We start from the raw sequence: 16,839 nt of genomic DNA, 5'->3' as shown, positions 1-16,839 counted from the left end.
GTAGATATTTTGTAAAACAGTCCGATTGACTAATGTAAATCGGACTGTTCTGGGTTTAGGTGTGTGATTCATAGACACCCTTTCTATACTTGGATGTTATGAACGATGAAATTCAACAAAGACTTAATTGGATAAAGCTTTATCAAGAAACAAACAACGCAGGTTTGGTTTGCCCGCGTTGTGGAATATCTAGACCAAAATTACGAAAGTGGTGATCTAGGTATCAAGAGCAAGGTCTTGATGGCCTTAAAAGTTTAAGTAAAAGACCTCACAGTTCACCAAATCAAAAAATATCTCCAGAATTAGAAGCTAAGATTTTAGTCTTAAGAAAATCTAGAAACTTAGGTGCTCGAAGAATTCAAAGTGAGTTGCTTAGAAATGAGCAAATTAAGTTAGGGTTAGCTACTATTCATAAAGTGCTTAAAAAGCATCAAGTTGACCCTATTGTTATTTATCGTAGAAAGCCTGACTTCAAAAGATACTCTAAGCCTATTCCTGGCGAAAGAGTTCAAATGGACACCTGTAAAATAGCCCCTAATTTATATCAGTACACAACTATTGATGACTGTACACGCTATCGAGTGTTAAGGCTTTATAAACGACGTAGTGCCACTAATACCATTGACTTTGTAGAGTCTGTAATTGAAGAAATGCCATTCCCTATATAGCGATTTCAGACAGACCGAGGAACAGAATTTTTTGCTGAAAAAGTGCAAAAGTTATTCATGATATACAAGATAAGATTCCGACCAAATAAGCCCGCTTCACCGCACTTAAATGGCAAAGTTGAACGCTCTCAAAAAACAGATAAAGCTGAATTTTATGCAACTGTTAATTTGAAATCTGAAGATATTCACGAGCAACTTGCTTAGTGGTAGCACTATTACAATTGGGAGTGACCACACAGTGTTCACAATGGAAAAACACCGATAGAAAGGTATTTTGAAGCTAGTGAACAAACTCTATTTTCAGATGAAATTGAGGGGGGGTTATCAAGCGCATAATGAACGTGTTCAATTGTCCAATTACCGAAGGGATTTAGAGATCGCAAAATTGAAACGATCTCTATGAATAACACAAATTATTTTCATTTAATTTAATCAAATCTGGCGGTTCAAGTTTAGTTTGTACAATTTAGTTCTTCTCTATTTGGCTCAATAAGTATCGAGCCACTTTGTTATGACCTTCTTCTAGAGCATAATCAAAGGCCGTTTTATCATTACTAGGATTTTTTAAATTAGGTTTGGCTCCTCTATTCAGGAGTTTTTTTACTACTGCTAATTCCCCGTTCATTGCCGCAACCATTAAAGGTGTATCAAGTTCATCATCACGCTCGTTAATATTAAACTGATGTGATAATACAATTTCAATAGCATCCATCCTTCCACGCCCGACTACGTAGTGTAAGGGAAACTCTTCAGCCTCTTCAATGATGAACTCAGGTTCGATGTTATCTAGAATGACACTTAAAGCCATATCATCATTTTTTAAAATAGTAAAAATAAGCCTTGATGCTACCATCAAAGGCCACTCCTTACTAAAGTAGGCTGTAATTTCCTTTAATTGATTTTTATTCCAATAAGCTTTATAACTTTTAGATAAGTCAGCATAAATTTGTTCGACACTTTCCTCATCTTCTAGCTTCAGAGCTTTAATAAAAGCATTGACATCAGAATCTACAAGCCCTTGAATGAATGGCTTTGTATTTTTTGAGATGTCAGTACTTGCTCCCATTTCTTTCAGAAAGATAGCAATATCTGCATACCCATTCCTTGCAGCATACTCTAAGGGGGAAACGCCATCTTTGGATTTGAGATTGATATCTGCTTTTAATTTATGTAGCTGTTTAACTACTTTAAAATGACCATTTGCGGCAGCAAAGTGAAGGGCTGTTAATCCATCTTCGTTAACAATATTGATATTCGCTCCTGCATTTATTAAAGCAATTGCACTATCTTGGTAGCTAAAGGAATGTTCTTCGTCAAAAACTGTGAAATCAGGTCTTCCACTTAAGTGCTCCATTAGTGGTGTTCTACCGTTTTTAGAGCGGGCATTTATATTTGCACCCGCATCAATCAAGGTTTGAGTAATTCTTGTTTTTCTGTCATAAGGTTTAACTTCATTATCGTATGCACCTACATGCGTTGCCATATGTAAGGCAACATAACCTTTGCTATTTGCTGTATTAATATTAACTTTTAATTCTATAAATCTTTTTACCGATTCATCAAAGCCATTTTTAACTTGAGTCATCAAAGGTGTGCGGTCATTTTTATCTAAATGATACATATCTGCACCGGCTTTAATTAAAGCTTCTAAAGTGTCGGGGTTAGGTATGAAATGGTTTAAAACTTTTTTTCCATTTACATCAGTTACGTTAGTTGCTTGAGGTGAGATACTTAGCAAAATTTCAGTTATAGGTGTCTGATTTTCATGGTTTATATATTGGAATAGATTGCTTAATGGGGTTAATTTCTTTTCGCCAAAGCCATGGTCAAAACGAGCACCACTTTGGTGCATATATTCTAAAAATACTCTTTTTTCGTCGAGTGTTAGACTTTCTTCTTCAATTACAAAGCTCATCAATGATTTTCCTGATTTACTAGAGTAATTGAGTATGTCTGGATGTTTAGTAAGAGTTTGTTTTAGAAGTTGAAGATTACCATCATCAATCGAGCGATGTACGTTTTTCCAAGCATTATCTATTGATGCTGAGACAACATTACAAAAAACTAGTAACATCAGCACCATAAGAATTCGATACATATTAGAGGCCTTAATTTGTTCTTAAAATAGGGTCAAATTCTATCATCTAAAATAAAACTAAGCTAACTATATATCTATATAAAACAATATGATGGCGTATAGTTAGCATCCATGCTTTTTAGATCTTCTTATTTAACTAATTAAACAGATTATGCAGATTTAACTCTTCTTTTTTCTTTTCAAGTAAAACCTCTAAATCAGGCATTTTATAGTCTCTTAACTCCTTGAAGATTACAGCCCTAGCAAACTTCTTGGTGTAACGATTTGTCATTCTCTCTTTGTCTTGATCTAGGTGTCCTACAATTTGCTGTAGTAGAGACTTGTTTAACTTCTGCTCGATAAAGCTTGTTATGAATGTTGCTCGGAAGCTGTAAGTCACTTTTTTGCAGTTATCTTCATCAAACCTATCTTTGATTACATTGCCGTCATCTAGCACTTTGTTGGTGAACCACTTGCTATACGCAGGCGTGTATTAGCCATTTTTAGGTGTTAAAGAAGGCTAAAGTGAAGCATCCTTTTTAGAAGTACGACGTATTTTATTTACATATTCCATAAAGCCAAGCTCTATGATTTTTGGGTGCAGTGGAACATGACGGCGACTAGCTTCATTTTTTGTCGATTGACCTGCAAGTGCATCATCAATAGTTAGATAATGAATCGTAGTAGGGTGCGAATCGCCTTCAAGTATGATTGTATCTTGATGAACATCACTTGCAGTCAACTGTGCCAACTCGTTTGGTCTTGCCCCTGTAGCTCTTGACAAAATTGGAAGCCAAAATTGCCAGTCGTATTTTGCATTTATAACTAACTCATTCTTGAAAATGTTTGAAAGATCACTTTCAGAAAATGCAGCCCAAGACTTTTTTCTCTGTGCTTTCTTTATTGGTTTTGATTGCACAGGGTTCACCTTAATCAGATCATAGGTATCGTCGTGATCATTTAGGTTCTTAATCAGCCATTTAAAAAATTGCCTGAGTTTTTGGCGATATTTATCTAAAGTTGATGCAGCTAGCGTGATATCAACGTACTCGCTTGTACCGTCTTTTTTAGTTCTGAGTACTTTGGACCAGTCAATAGCTTCAATCTCCTCTAAAGAGAGGGTTTTGTAATGCTTTGCTCTTGCTTTAGGGCAATTCTGCATTGCTTTAAACATTCGGTCAAAATCACGGCTTTTATACTCATTTATTGGTTTATTCCCACAGTAAAATAAGAGCTCATGAATAGCTTCATTCAACTTTTTAGCTCTATCGTTTTCTTTAGAATTACGATAATCGGGTTCTTTGTCCCATAGCTCCAGATCTATCCCAAAATAATCTTCAAGGTAAAGTTTTAATGCTTGCTCTAATGTCGGAATAACTAGCGTCTCTTTTGGTTGGATGATGCTGTTGTCAGCAACGCCGAAATCTGCAAATTTACTGGCGTGCATTATTAAATCTTTTTCTTCCTTGTAATCACTTTTATGTCTTGCCTGAGCAAGGCTACCTATAAATTGTTTACGCCTTACAATTTTTGACACAGCAGCTTGAAAAGGTTTGCCATTTAAATCAAATATGATTTCTGAACCTTGTAAAAACTCAGCAAACTGTTGTTCAGCATCTAATCTTAGCGTTGGTGTAGCAGCGGTCTCTAACGTAGCCATTTCTGAGTTCTCTTCACATATAGACAGTGCTTCAACATCAAAATCTTCAACTGGCATATTCGCCAGAATCTGATTTACGTTTGTGCCGTTTAACACTGTACGAATAACTTTTTTAGTTACTAAAATCACTTTTTGAATCTCCTTTAGATCCTGACTTTTAAGTTGCTTATCAAAACGCAGAAGCAGCTCTGAAAACACATTTGCAGCAATAATTGCTTGAGCAGAGTCTTTGGTTCTTAAACTAAATTTTATCTCGCTCGGCAATTTTTTTGCGTTGGTGTTGTTTTGACAATTTTCACGACTGAATCGCTTGCGGAGATAATAAGTGCCATTTCTAGAAAAAAGGTAATTGTTCCTTTTGACATCGATTATTCGTGATGATGGTTTTTTGAACGAATCTAATTTCAAAAGTGGTTTTTTGCTAAAAAGAGAACAATTCGGAGTCAAATTTTCCTCATAAGGAGAACTCGGAGAAGGAGAACTCGGAGAAGGCACACAAAATGAAAAAATAGATTTTTGGGCAATGTCAGAGTCTACAAAACAACTAGTCTCAATTTTTTTTTTGGGTTCATATGTGCCTCGATTTGAGGCTGGCATGTGGCTCACTCTGTGTACCACTAAGATAGAAATGCTCTGGAGGGCTTGATTTTTAAGGTTTAGGAAGAATCCTAATCAGCCCCTGAATTTGTATTCAGAGTCACAATGTGACTTAGTGATTGCACTCTAACGTCTATATATGCGCTTCGCAATCATTAATCTCTTTAAAAGTTATCATTAATTAATAGGTTGGCTGTTATTTATTCGGGTTGAACATTAGTTGAGCATATTATAGACGTGAGTAATCGAACTCATTAATTTATAGGATGAAATACTCGACTTATTGCTAAGCTCTTTTCAGATTTGGTTGCTTTATGCTTGTAGCATCAAATAATACCAACATCCGAAGTAGGAGATGTGATGACAACATCGAATTTAGATAACCGAGGCGACTCAGCCCAACAAGACAGTTATCAAAATTTACACCGTGCAAGTTCAGAATTTAAAACACGCGACGAATATCTAGAGCATGAATTGCAAATCATGCAGCCGAAACGATGGCGTCCAAACCTGCCTTTTAAAGATTACCGATTTGAACTAGAAGACACCATTCCTGCCATGGCGGGGACCATAGGTAAAATTGTGATGGTAGGGGCTATCGCAGCAACATTTGCAGCACCTTTGGGGCTAGGGGAAGGGTTCATTCTTGAAAATGTGCGCTATGAATTGTTAATAGTTGCTCTATTTATTTTGCTGTTCTCTGGTTTTCTATTACCAACCGCAAACTTAGCTGGTACCCATGGGCCTTTAATTCCACTTATTCCTATTGTGGTTGCGGCGGGTGGCCACCCTATGGCATTTGGTTTGCTTATAGGGGCGTTTGGTTTAATGCTCGCAATAAGCAAAGGCGGGAGTGTTTTGGCTGGGCTTACCAGTCGAGGAGTCTGTGGTGGTTTGCTTTTGTACCTTGGGTTTATTGGCACAACTTCGCAAGTAAAAAAGCTGTTTGCATGGGCTGAAGGAATTGATATGTCTCATATCGCTTTCATAATTATTCTCAGTACCATCGTTTTATATGCGTTATTAGAGCACTTTAAAAAGCGTTGGCTGGCAGTGCCATTAAGTTGCTTACTTGGCGGTGGTGTTGCTTTTGCGCTTGGCGCGCCATTTGAGTTTAAAACAGGCCCAGGCTTACCAAACATGAATCCTATGTATTGGTGGGGTGAAAATTCGGGTTGGATGCTAGGTTTACCTACGCTTGAAAGCTTTATTGTAGTACTGCCTTTTGCCATTTTAGCTGTCGCTATGTGGTCGCCTGACTTCTTAGGTCATCAAGTTTTTCAAAAAATCAGTTATCCAGCGCGTACCGAAAAAGTACAAATGAACATTGACGATACGATGACGAGTGCGTCTATTCGTCAGACGTTCGGCTCTATTTTAGGTGGTGCTAACTTCACCTCATCTTGGGGGACTTACATTGTGCCAGCAGCCATTGCGAAACGTCCAATTCCTGCTGGAGCGATTTTAACGGCATTGTTTTGTGTCATTGCTAGTATCTGGGGTTACCCAATGGATTTAGCCATTTGGCAGCCAGTATTGTGTGTAGCCTTAATCGTTGGAGTGTTTATTCCTTTGCTTGAGGCGGGTATGGAAATGACGCGAGAAGGTAAAACAACTCAGTCAGCAGCCATTGTTGTTTTCTCATCTGCGTTAGTTAATCCAGCGTTTGGCTGGTCGTTAACTATGCTTTTAGATAATTTAGGTTTAATTGGCTGTAAGGAGCGAAGTAAAGAGCTGAGTTCTATGAACCGTTGGATCATACCTTTAATTATGTTTGTAGTGTTAACAGGTGTCATGGCACTTGTTGGCTTGTTACCAGGTTTACCTGCAATTATGCCAAGTTTTAGATAAATCAAATGGGCAGAGTAAAGTGAGCTCTGCCTTTTTATTCCTTTCCTGTATTAAGTGTCATACTCAACTGTTACCTTATCTTTTTTAGTATTTACTACGCGATATTTTGCCTGTAATGTACAGTTTAAGTTTCTGATTTAGCTACATGTGTAAAATAATGCTTTATTCTTATTTTTATGTTTTTACTTAAAGCACTTGTTTTTCTTGTCGATAAGTTAATGTAACTAATAGAAATATTTTAATAGAGTGTTTAATATTTCAAATGCTCGAAATCTCGCCATTTACAATTCTTTAAGCTTTGTAACTTGATTGATCAAAATCAACTTAACAATACCTGAAGGTTGTGGTGAAATGGCCTGGTCGTGTTTTAGTCAATAACAATAATAAATCATAGTGTGGAAAGACTTATGTCATTGTTTCGTTTTGATGAGGGTGATGGATATGTGTACTTATTGTCACACCCTGTCGAGTCAGGGTTCCCTGCTAGTGCTTCACAGCTCCTAGAGTTGTTAGAACAATCTAGTTATGCTGACTTTGAAGTTATACATGCCAATATAGGTAAGTTATTTTCTTCGAGCGATGATTACGGGAAAGATTCATTAGTCGTTGCTAAAGCGATTGATGCGTCAATCATGATCAAAGTTGATGAATCCAACATGATGGCTAATGCGCAAGTGACTACTGCTTGCGGTGGAAAAATCGTATCTCTAGATGATGCGAAAGCGGCACTTCAAAAAGCCGGCGTTGTTAAAGGCGTAAATCGAGATGCACTTGAACAATGTTTAGGACAGCAATTCGAACAACCTCCTGGTTCACAATATAGTGCCATTGTAGCTCATGGCCAGCGTGCTAAAGACGGAACTGATGCACGGTTTGTGCGTTTATGTATGACAGCGCAAGATAGAATTTTAAGCCCTCAAGAAAAAGACGGTGGCAAAGTAGATATGCGCGATTTAGGCGCAATAATCACTGTCAAGCCGGGTAGTCCACTGATGAAGCGTATTCCAGCAACCGAAGGTTCACAGGGTTACTCTGTTTTTGGTGATGTGATAGAGGCTAAACCAGGTAAAAACTTTGCGATTGAAGTACTTGAAGGCACCAAAATCTCCGACAAAGATCCAAATTTATTAATTGCAGACGCGAAAGGCGTACCAGTAGCGCTACCAAGAGGTATGCGTGTTGATGACGTATTATGCTACAACGATGTTGATGTCAGCACAGGGCATATAGAGTTTGATGGTTCTGTGATCATCAGTGGCGACGTTAAAGATGGTATGAAAGTGAAAGCGACTGGCGATATTACCGTGCTTGGTTTTGTTGAGTCTGCTGACTTACAAAGCGAAAATGCCATCACTATTGTGCAAGGTGCAATAGGTCGCAAAGTTACAGAAGAACTCGACTTTTCATGCTTTATACGTGCAAAAAGAAGTATTTCAATTGGTTATGCGCAATATGTTCATATTGAAACACAGCAAGATTTGTTAATTGAAAAGCAAGCATTGCATTGTAATTTATCTTCTAGAAGACTTATTCGGGTAGGAAAAGGAGACACACCTCGAGGTAAGTTAATTGGTGGAAAGGTTTTAAATGCATTACGTATTGAGACTGGTGAATTAGGCGCCCCTTCTGGTACCAAAACACATATTGCCATTGCACAGTCTTTTCATGAACTAAAAGATAAACAAACCGAATTTAAGTTATTTGAAAAACGTTTGTCTGAAAAAGCAATTGCGTTGAATAAAGCCAAAGCAAAAGCGGCAAAAGCTCCTGAAACCCCTCAAAAAACAGCTTATTTAAATAAACTTTTGGCTAACGAGAAGCAGTTGAATGCCCACTACCAACGAAATCAACGCAACTTAAAGCTCGTTCAGCAAAAGTTGAAGCGCTTATTGATGAGTAGTCGAGTCAAGGTTAATGATTTAATGCACCCTGGCATTGAGGTAACAATAGCCAGAGACTCTAAGCAATTTACGCGAATTTACCCACCTCATTTAGTCAAATTAGATGAAGGCAAGATCACCCAGCAGTTTTTGTCTTAAAATTTTAAATTAAATTTCACTTATCAATTAAAGGCTCCTGTGTTTCGGAGCCTTTACATTTTTTTTCCCTAGAAATTATTTCATCTTTAAAACTTTATATAAATCAAGCTTCTGTAGTTGGTTGTAATCTTTTCCTTAAAAAAGTGTGCAGCTTTTTCTCACACAACTGAAATTTGTTCATTTATGAATCTTTGACTAAATTGAAGGTTAGGTGTTGACACCGGTGTCAGCTTTGTGGCTCAATAATATGACACCGGTGTCAGGTTGAGGTGAGAGACAACCTGATAGCGTACCTTTGAACGGGTAAATCTAAAGATGCTCGGTACATTTAGAGTGGAGTCTTTAATTGTACTGAGCCTTTTATCCTCTTAAATTTTGAGTAGAGTAGAATTTTATGTTACATCCTCGTATCCAAGCCGTCACAGAGCGTGTTATCGAACGCAGCAAAGCAACACGCCAAGCCTACTTAGCACGCATCGAAGAAGCAAAAAAACAAACACGTGTGCGCGCTGGTTTAGGATGTGGCAACCTAGCTCACGTTATGGCTGCATGTTCAAGCTCAGATAAAGATCGCCTTAAAGCTGATGAACAACCTAACTTAGCAATTATCAATTCATACAATGACATGCTTTCGGCGCATGTGCCTTACCTTGATTTTCCACCGCTAATTAAAAAGATTGCAGAAAAATATGATGCAACTGCACAAGTTGCTGGTGGCGTACCTGCTATGTGTGACGGTGTGACTCAAGGCCGTGACGGTATGGAATTATCACTGTTTTCTCGTGACGTGATTGCGATGTCTACAGCCGTGGCACTTTCACACGATGTATTCGATGGTGTTTTCTGTTTAGGTGTGTGTGACAAAATCGTACCGGGACTATTAATTGGTTCGCTTTCATTCGGTCATTTACCTATTTTCTTCTTACCAGCAGGCCCAATGCAGTCTGGTATTCCAAATAAAGAAAAAGCACGTGTACGTCAAAAGTTCGCACAGGGCTTAGTATCTCGTGAAGAGTTACTTGAAGCAGAAAGTGCGTCATACCACAGTGCAGGTACTTGTACTTTCTACGGTACTGCAAACTCAAACCAGATGCTAATGGAGATCATGGGTCTTCACCTTCCTGGTAGCTCTTTCATTAACCCATACACTGAATTACGTGATGGCCTTACGGGCAGTGCGGTTGAGTTAATGCTCAAGCAACTTATTGAAAGTAAAGATGCAAATCCAATCGGCGAAGTGGTTAGCGAGAAAACAGTGATCAATGGTTTAGTTGGTTTGCTAGCTACTGGTGGTTCAACAAACCACGCAATTCACTTAGTTGCCATGGCGAAAGCGGCTGGTGTTCAAATCACCTGGAAAGACATGGCTGAGCTTTCTGAAGTTGTGCCTCTATTAACACGTATTTATCCAAATGGTTCTGCGGATGTTAACCACTTCCAAGCAGCGGGTGGTATGGGCTTCTTAATGCGTGAATTACGTGACGGTGGCTTCTTACATAATGATGTGAAGACTATTGTTGGTGAAGGCCTAGATGCTTATACCCAAGAGCCAGTGTTAGATGTTGATGACAACCTAATCATGTCTAGCAACACAGGTCCGAGCAAAGTGAAGTGGGTGCCTTGTCCTGAAAACTCACTAGATGAAGAAGTACTTCGCCCTGTGAGCAACCCATTCAATAAGCAAGGTGGCCTTCAGCTACTAACAGGTAACATCGGTAAAGCGGTTATCAAGGTTTCGGCTGTTCAAGAGCAACACCAATTTGTGAGTGCGCCAGCTAAAGTCTTTAGTTCTCAAGCTGCACTACAAGATGCGTTCGCTGCAGGTGAGTTAAATACAGACTTCATTGCGGTGATTAAAGAGCAGGGCCCTAAAGCGAAGGGCATGCCAGAACTTCATAAATTAACGCCTGTAATGGCAACCCTTCAGGATCAAGGTTACAAAGTGGCGATTGTGACTGACGGCCGTATGTCTGGCGCGTCAGGTAAAGTACCTGCAGCAATCCACTTAGCACCAGAAGCCGTTGAAGGCGGGATCATCGCTAAAATTCATGATGGTGACTTGATCACACTAGACGCACCAAATGGCGACTTAATTCTCCATGTATCAGATGAAGAGTTAGCAAAGCGTGAGCATGTTATCAGCCATACAGAACCAACTTATGGCACAGGCCGTGAGCTATTCGCAGGATTTAGAAATATCGTAAGCAGTGCAGACCTAGGCGCGAGTGCCTTTGGACTAGAAGAATAAAAGCATTGGGAATGAGGAACAAGATGAGTATTGAAAACATTTTAACATCAGCACCAGTTGTACCAGTGGTGGTGATAGAAAACTTAGAAGACGCAGTACCGTTAGCAAAAGCGTTATATAACGGTGGTCTAAAAGCACTAGAAATTACTCTTCGCACACCTGTTGCGGCAGAAGCGGTAAAACTAATGAAAGAAGCAGTACCAGAAGCTTACGTCGGCACAGGTACTGTGATTGATAAAGCAACATTCGAAGCATCAGTTGCAGCCGGTGCTGACTTCATGGTGAGCCCAGGTGTAAATGATGAGCTTTTAGCACTTGCTAAAGAAACTGACATTCCATTTTTACCTGGTGCAGCCACACCAAGTGAAGTGATGAATTTAGCGTCACATGGTTTCAAGTTTTTAAAATTCTTCCCTGCAGAAGCTGCAGGTGGCGCACCAATGCTTAAGTCAATTGGTGGTCCATTACCACAAGTTAAATTCTGCCCAACGGGTGGCATTAGCTTAGCAACAGCGCCTAAGTACCTTGCCCTAAATAACGTCGTGTGTGTTGGCGGTACTTGGATGCTAGATAAAGAACTTATCGCAAACAAAGATTGGCAGGCGATCGAAGCGCTTGCGAAACAAGCAAGTGAAGTAAAATAGTCGAGGAACTGAAAATGATTAATATCGCAATTAATGGTTATGGCCGTATCGGTCGCAATGTTTTACGAGCGCTTTACGAGTCTGGTCAAAACGAAGAAATTAAAATAGTCGCTATCAACGATCTAGCACCAGCTAATGTGAATGCGCACCTAACTCAGTTTGATTCAGTACATGGTCGTTTCAACCAAGAAGTTGTGCTAGCTGAAAATACGTTAGTGATTGGTAATGACGAAATCACGCTTACGCAAGAACGTGATCCTGCGAACCTTCCTTGGAAAGCGCTTAATGTTGATATCGTATTAGAATGTACAGGTATCTTCACGTCTCGTGATGCTGCAGCTAAGCACATTGAAGCGGGTGCGAAAAAAGTAATCGTTTCAGCGCCAGGTACTGATCTTGATGCAACGGTTGTTCACGGTGTGAACTCTGAAGTGATTAACGCTTCTAGCAGTATCATTTCAAATGCATCTTGTACAACCAACTGTCTTGCCCCAGTTGCTAAGGCATTAAATGATGCAATTGGTATCGAACAGGGTAGCATGACAACTATTCACGCTTACACAAACGACCAAGTTCTTACTGATGTTTATCACCCAGATCTTTACCGTGCGCGTAGTGCAACTCAGTCTATGATCCCAACTAAAACAGGTGCTGCAAAAGCAGTTGGTTTAGTGCTACCTGAGCTTGCTGGCAAGTTAGACGGCATGGCGGTTCGTGTTCCTACAGTTAACGTATCTTTAGTCGACTTAACATTCATTGCTTCTCGCGAAACAACTTCTGAAGAAGTTAATGCTGCGGTTAAAGCGGCTGCAACTGAAGGTGCAATGGCCGAAGTACTTGAGTACAACGAACTTCCGCTAGTTTCAATTGACTTCAACCACAACCCAGCGTCATCAGTATTTGATTCAACGCAAACTAAGGTTGATGGTAAGCTTGTTAAAGTTATGGCTTGGTACGACAACGAATGGGGTTTCTCTAACCGTATGATCGACCAGGTTAAAGCATTAGGCCAATACCTATAAAGTATTCCAAGCTTTAATAATACTTCAAATAGACCACTTTATTATTGAGCTTGGTATTAAAGTTAAAGTTAGCAATAAAAAACCGCTTCGATAAGCGGTTTTTTTATGTCTGGTGAAATATGTTTATCTAATGAGAGAAGTTTAGATATTTCTATTCTTTATTAATAAAAGGCTACGCTTCTGTTTCGTCTTCTTCTGCTTCTAATTCAGGTAGTGGCCAACCCCCTAATGCTTGCCATTTATTTACGATAAAGCAAAATAACTCGGCTGTACGTTCGGTGTCGTAAAGGGCTGAGTGAGCTTGGCTATTATCAAACTCAATACCGGCTGTGCGGCACGCTTTTGCAAGCACAGTTTGGCCTAGTGCAAGACCTGCCAAAGAGGTGGTATCAAAGCTAACAAACGGATGAAAAGGCGTGCGCTTTATTTTATTGCGCTCTATCGCGGCATTTAAAAATCCATGATCAAACGCGGCATTATGTGCAACAACAACTGATCGAGAGCAACCCGCAGCTTTTTGAGCTTTTCTCACCATTTTACAGATTTCTTTGATCACAACATCTTCATCTTCAGCACCACGTAATTCTGAAAATGGGTCTATACCGTTAAATTCAATGGCTGCTTGTTCGATGTTTGCACCTTCGAAAGGCTTTACATGAAAGTGTAGAGTTTGATCTAAACTTAGAACACCCTCATCATCCATTTTTAAAGTTGTGGCAGCGATTTCTAATAGCGCATCTGTGTCTTTGTTAAAGCCAGCTGTTTCTACGTCGATAACTACAGGAAAGAAACCACGAAAGCGTTGGGAAAATAAAGTTTGCTCTTGATCTGCCATAATGCACTTATGTTATGAATTTAAGGGGCGTATTATACTGTTTAGATAGATTTTTGCGACCCGAAATATGTCTCAGTTATTTAGACTTACTGAATGATAATGCTTGCGGCATATTTCTTGCTTTTGAGTTGTTGAGATCATCAAAGCGGCATTATTTTGTCAGTACGGAGAACGTTGTGAAGTACAAAGCATATTTATTCGGTTTAGGACTGTTATTTGCAGACATTGGATTTGCAGATGCGGCTATGCGTCAGTATAGCGCCAATGCAGACAGTTCAAATTGGGATGTAAATAAGACCAAACGCCTTTCTTGTGCTTTGCATCATGAAATCCCATATTATGGTGAAGCTATTTTTAATGTCGTTGCGAGCAAAAATAAAGATCTGACTTTTAACCTCGACATGGTCGTTCGCCCAGAAAGCTATGACTTTGCAGGTTTGCAATCTGTACCGCCGCAGTGGCGAGCAGGGGTACCTGTACGTGATATCAGTAAAATGCAGCTGTTAAAAAAGTTTGATGGCGAATTAAATAATGATGTCTCTTGGGAAATGTTGACTGAGCTTGAAAAAGGCTTTCACCCAACTTTCTATTACAAAGATTGGCAAAATAGTGCAGACCGCATCTCAGTGGCGCTCTCTTCTGTAAACTTTCGTCAAGCTTATTGGGCGTTCTTACAGTGCCGAGATAACTTGCTGCCATACAGCTTTGAAGACATTGCCTTTACGGTAATGAATTATAAAAAGAACTCTAGTGATTTAACTAAATCGTCTCGTAAACGTCTCGAGATGATAGGCGAGTATCTTAAAAACGATGATAATATTGAATCTATCTTTATATCGGCTTATACCGACAGTTATGGTGGTAGATGGGTTAATATGGAGCTTTCGAAAAAACGCGCTAAAGCGATAAAAGACTATATGGCGAGTATGGGAGTGCCAGCCGATAAAATTCAAACAGAAGGGTTTGGTGAGAAGCGACACGTACAACCCAATGACAATGCCATCGGTCGGGGTAAAAACCGTCGAGTAGTTATTCAGATAGCAAAACCTTAATTATCGATAAAAATATATAAAAGGCGACCTAAGTCGCCTTTTCTGTTTTAGTGCTTAAATCTTATTACGAATAAGATCTCTGACAATAAAGCGGTTAGGGTGAATAGCCTCATTGACTCTTAAACTATAAGGGCTTGGTTCATTACATAGTTTGGCAATCAAATGCTCGGTTGCCAGTGGCGCGCTGCATAAGCCTCTTGCTCCAAAACCTGTAACGATATGCAACCCCGCATAAGGTACTTGTTCTTCAGAGAAACCGTACTGCTTACCTTTGCTTAAGTTTGCATAGGCATGACATAAATCTGCTTTCTCAGGTACTTGGCCGAGCATAGGTAAGTGGTCATTGAAACAGCATCTCACAGCAGCTTTCGCAGAGGTTATTTCACCCAGGCTTTGCGCAAAGTCACTCTGATCATAAAACTTCATTAACTGTGCTTTGTTGGTGACATTATCTTCGTCTTTCAATTCACGGCTTTTGGTGTGTTTATCAAAGGTGGCCCCCATACAGTGATGCCCATCGTTGCTTGGCGTAAAATAACCCTTATGACACAGTACAGTTTTCAATTTATTGGATACTTCACCAGATCTAATATGCGAAACTTGGCCTCTGACACCGTGTAAGCCGATGTCTTTTGTTTGCTCGAACCTGTCGCTGTGTTCACCGGCGCAAACAAATACATCCGAGAATGGTCCAAATCTATTGTCTTCAGTTACTAAGTACCACCCATCTTCGCTTTGCTCTAAAGTTTGAATGTCTGTATTGAAATGCGTTTGCACGTTTTGCAATGTATTAGCTGCGTTAAATACAGCATGGGTTAACTGTGCAGGGTTTACCCAACCAGCTTCTGGAAAGAACAAACCGGAGTAGGGTAATTCGGTACCAGCAAGTTCACTGGCTTGTGACTCATTCACTGAATAAATCAGTGCCTCAGGCCATACCGCTTTTTCTACTAACTTTTTGTGTTGCAGTGTTTTGCTGTCATTTACCGCTTGCAGTAAAACGCCACACCAATCATGGTCATATTCAAAGCCTTGCGCGGCAATATGTTTGTATAGCCTTAATGCATATAAATAGCTGTGGGCATAGAACTCGCTTGATGGGCTATTTTCAGATTGTAGATTCGGGTAAACCGCGCCTTGTCGATTATGTGAGGCGCCTTTTGCAAGTGCATCATCTTGACAAAATAATGTAGCGCTAATCCCACGCTTAGCTAAATGATACAGCAAACAGCTAGAGCCAATGCCCCCACCAATGATGGCAACATTACTGAGTGGTCTTTTCTTTAAGTTATAAAACTCAGGTGTGTTGTGTGCGCTGTTAGCGGTATTTAACTGACCAACAACCATCTCACGTTTGCGACCAAAGCCTTTTACTTTTTTACATTCGAACCCTGCTTCTTGTAAGCCGCGACGCACAAAACCTGCAGCAGTAAATGTCGCGAATGTTGCATTGTCTCGGCTTAGATTCGCCATGGCATTGAACAGCGGTTGTGTCCACATATCTGGGTTTTTGCTTGGTGCAAAGCCATCTAGGTACCAAGCGTCCACAATACCTTGTTGGGTGAAATTCATTTTGGGTAAAGTGTCGTGTACATCACCAAACCATAAATCAAGGACAACACGGCCATTGTCAAACTCAATGCGGTGACAACCTTCAAGTGCAATCGGATAGTGCTTACAAAGCTGTTCTGATAAAGACGTGAGGCTTGGCCAAGCTGCTAACGCTTTTGCAAGCTCCGACTGTTTTATTGGAAATTTTTCAAAAGAAATAAAATGTAACTTTGCTTTGTTACCTTCTATTTGACGCCATTGCTGCCAAGTATTTAAAAAATTAAGACCTGTACCAAATCCAGTTTCTGCGATTACAAAGTGCTTCTGGTCGTGTGAAGTTAATCGCGCTGAAATGTTGTTATTTTCGTAGAAAACATAGTGAGATTCAGCAAGACCATCATCGTTCGAGAAATAAACATCATCGAAGTCGTCGGCAACCGGAGTGCCTGATTCATTAAAGTGAATTTGTGCGTTTTTGATCATGATTAATGCAATTAGGATCGAATTAATGCAGTATTCTACGTGTTTTAATTGTTTTCGTCCGTTGAAATTTAGTAAAAAACAATTCAGAGTACGTGTGTAAGCTGGAAAGCTG

At 39.7% G+C, this 16,839-nt stretch carries 11 protein-coding genes and 1 pseudogene; 7 read left to right on the top strand and 5 right to left on the bottom strand.

Features of this window, described 5'->3' with window-relative positions:
* Window positions 1–98 precede the first annotated feature (98 nt).
* Window positions 99–1,071: pseudogene (locus AAEU28_RS11840) on the top strand (IS481 family transposase).
* A gap of 63 nt (window positions 1,072–1,134) precedes the next feature.
* Here AAEU28_RS11840 and AAEU28_RS11835 read toward each other — a convergent pair.
* The 3 genes from AAEU28_RS11835 to AAEU28_RS11825 all read right to left on the bottom strand — a co-directional run bounded on the left by AAEU28_RS11835 (window position 1,135) and on the right by AAEU28_RS11825 (window position 5,002).
* Window positions 1,135–2,766, bottom strand: a complete 1,632-nt coding sequence (locus AAEU28_RS11835; protein WP_421964299.1) for an ankyrin repeat domain-containing protein — start codon at window positions 2,764–2,766, stop codon at window positions 1,135–1,137.
* Window positions 2,767–2,902: 136 nt separating this feature from the next.
* Window positions 2,903–3,202 (bottom strand): hypothetical protein, encoded by a 300-nt coding sequence (locus tag AAEU28_RS11830; RefSeq protein ID WP_421964298.1) that lies wholly within the window; start codon window positions 3,200–3,202, stop codon window positions 2,903–2,905.
* A gap of 63 nt (window positions 3,203–3,265) precedes the next feature.
* Window positions 3,266–5,002, bottom strand: a complete 1,737-nt coding sequence (locus AAEU28_RS11825; RefSeq protein WP_421964297.1) for a hypothetical protein — start codon at window positions 5,000–5,002, stop codon at window positions 3,266–3,268.
* 360 nt (window positions 5,003–5,362) lie between these two features.
* Between AAEU28_RS11825 and AAEU28_RS11820 the strand changes: the two genes are divergently transcribed.
* From AAEU28_RS11820 to gap, 5 genes are all read left to right on the top strand, one after another.
* Complete coding sequence (locus AAEU28_RS11820) at window positions 5,363–6,853, top strand: DUF3360 family protein (protein WP_421964296.1); 1,491 nt, start codon at window positions 5,363–5,365, stop codon at window positions 6,851–6,853.
* A gap of 407 nt (window positions 6,854–7,260) precedes the next feature.
* The gene (locus AAEU28_RS11815; RefSeq protein ID WP_421964295.1) at window positions 7,261–8,892 is read left to right on the top strand and encodes a DUF342 domain-containing protein; all 1,632 of its coding nucleotides are present in this window, start codon (window positions 7,261–7,263) and stop codon (window positions 8,890–8,892) included.
* 394 nt (window positions 8,893–9,286) lie between these two features.
* On the top strand, window positions 9,287–11,140 hold the full coding sequence (gene edd / locus AAEU28_RS11810) for a phosphogluconate dehydratase (RefSeq protein ID WP_138482827.1): 1,854 nt from the start codon (window positions 9,287–9,289) through the stop codon (window positions 11,138–11,140).
* 23 nt (window positions 11,141–11,163) lie between these two features.
* Window positions 11,164–11,784, top strand: coding sequence for a bifunctional 4-hydroxy-2-oxoglutarate aldolase/2-dehydro-3-deoxy-phosphogluconate aldolase (locus tag AAEU28_RS11805; protein WP_138559641.1), 621 nt, complete (start codon window positions 11,164–11,166; stop codon window positions 11,782–11,784).
* Window positions 11,785–11,798: 14 nt separating this feature from the next.
* A complete protein-coding gene (gap, locus tag AAEU28_RS11800) occupies window positions 11,799–12,806 on the top strand; it encodes a type I glyceraldehyde-3-phosphate dehydrogenase (RefSeq protein ID WP_421964294.1) in 1,008 nt (335 codons plus the stop codon).
* Window positions 12,807–12,978: 172 nt separating this feature from the next.
* On the opposite strand, the gene rnt is transcribed toward gap, so the two are convergent.
* Entirely contained in the window at window positions 12,979–13,641 is a 663-nt protein-coding gene (gene rnt / locus AAEU28_RS11795) for a ribonuclease T (protein WP_421964293.1), read from the bottom strand.
* 209 nt (window positions 13,642–13,850) lie between these two features.
* On the opposite strand from rnt, the gene AAEU28_RS11790 reads away from it, so the two are divergent.
* A complete protein-coding gene (locus AAEU28_RS11790; protein WP_421964536.1) occupies window positions 13,851–14,693 on the top strand; it encodes a flagellar protein MotY in 843 nt (280 codons plus the stop codon).
* 54 nt (window positions 14,694–14,747) lie between these two features.
* On the opposite strand, the gene mnmC is transcribed toward AAEU28_RS11790, so the two are convergent.
* Window positions 14,748–16,727, bottom strand: coding sequence for a bifunctional tRNA (5-methylaminomethyl-2-thiouridine)(34)-methyltransferase MnmD/FAD-dependent 5-carboxymethylaminomethyl-2-thiouridine(34) oxidoreductase MnmC (mnmC, locus tag AAEU28_RS11785; protein WP_421964292.1), 1,980 nt, complete (start codon window positions 16,725–16,727; stop codon window positions 14,748–14,750).
* Window positions 16,728–16,839: the final 112 nt, after the last annotated feature.

The organism is Pseudoalteromonas sp. SS15 (assembly GCF_049257195.1).
GTDB lineage: Bacteria > Pseudomonadota > Gammaproteobacteria > Enterobacterales > Alteromonadaceae > Pseudoalteromonas.
Note: the sequence above shows the minus strand (reverse complement) of the source record. Positions and strands in the feature narration are given on the sequence as shown.

Coding starts and splice junctions, on each gene's coding strand:
- AAEU28_RS11835 (WP_421964299.1), bottom strand. CDS start 2,766: ATGTATCGAATTCTTATGGTGCTGATGTTACTAGTTTTTTGTAATGTT.
- AAEU28_RS11825 (WP_421964297.1), bottom strand. CDS start 5,002: ATGCCAGCCTCAAATCGAGGCACATATGAACCCAAAAAAAAAATTGAG.
- AAEU28_RS11820 (WP_421964296.1), top strand. CDS start 5,363: ATGACAACATCGAATTTAGATAACCGAGGCGACTCAGCCCAACAAGAC.
- AAEU28_RS11815 (WP_421964295.1), top strand. CDS start 7,261: ATGTCATTGTTTCGTTTTGATGAGGGTGATGGATATGTGTACTTATTG.
- edd (WP_138482827.1), top strand. CDS start 9,287: ATGTTACATCCTCGTATCCAAGCCGTCACAGAGCGTGTTATCGAACGC.
- AAEU28_RS11805 (WP_138559641.1), top strand. CDS start 11,164: ATGAGTATTGAAAACATTTTAACATCAGCACCAGTTGTACCAGTGGTG.
- gap (WP_421964294.1), top strand. CDS start 11,799: ATGATTAATATCGCAATTAATGGTTATGGCCGTATCGGTCGCAATGTT.
- rnt (WP_421964293.1), bottom strand. CDS start 13,641: ATGGCAGATCAAGAGCAAACTTTATTTTCCCAACGCTTTCGTGGTTTC.
- mnmC (WP_421964292.1), bottom strand. CDS start 16,727: ATGATCAAAAACGCACAAATTCACTTTAATGAATCAGGCACTCCGGTT.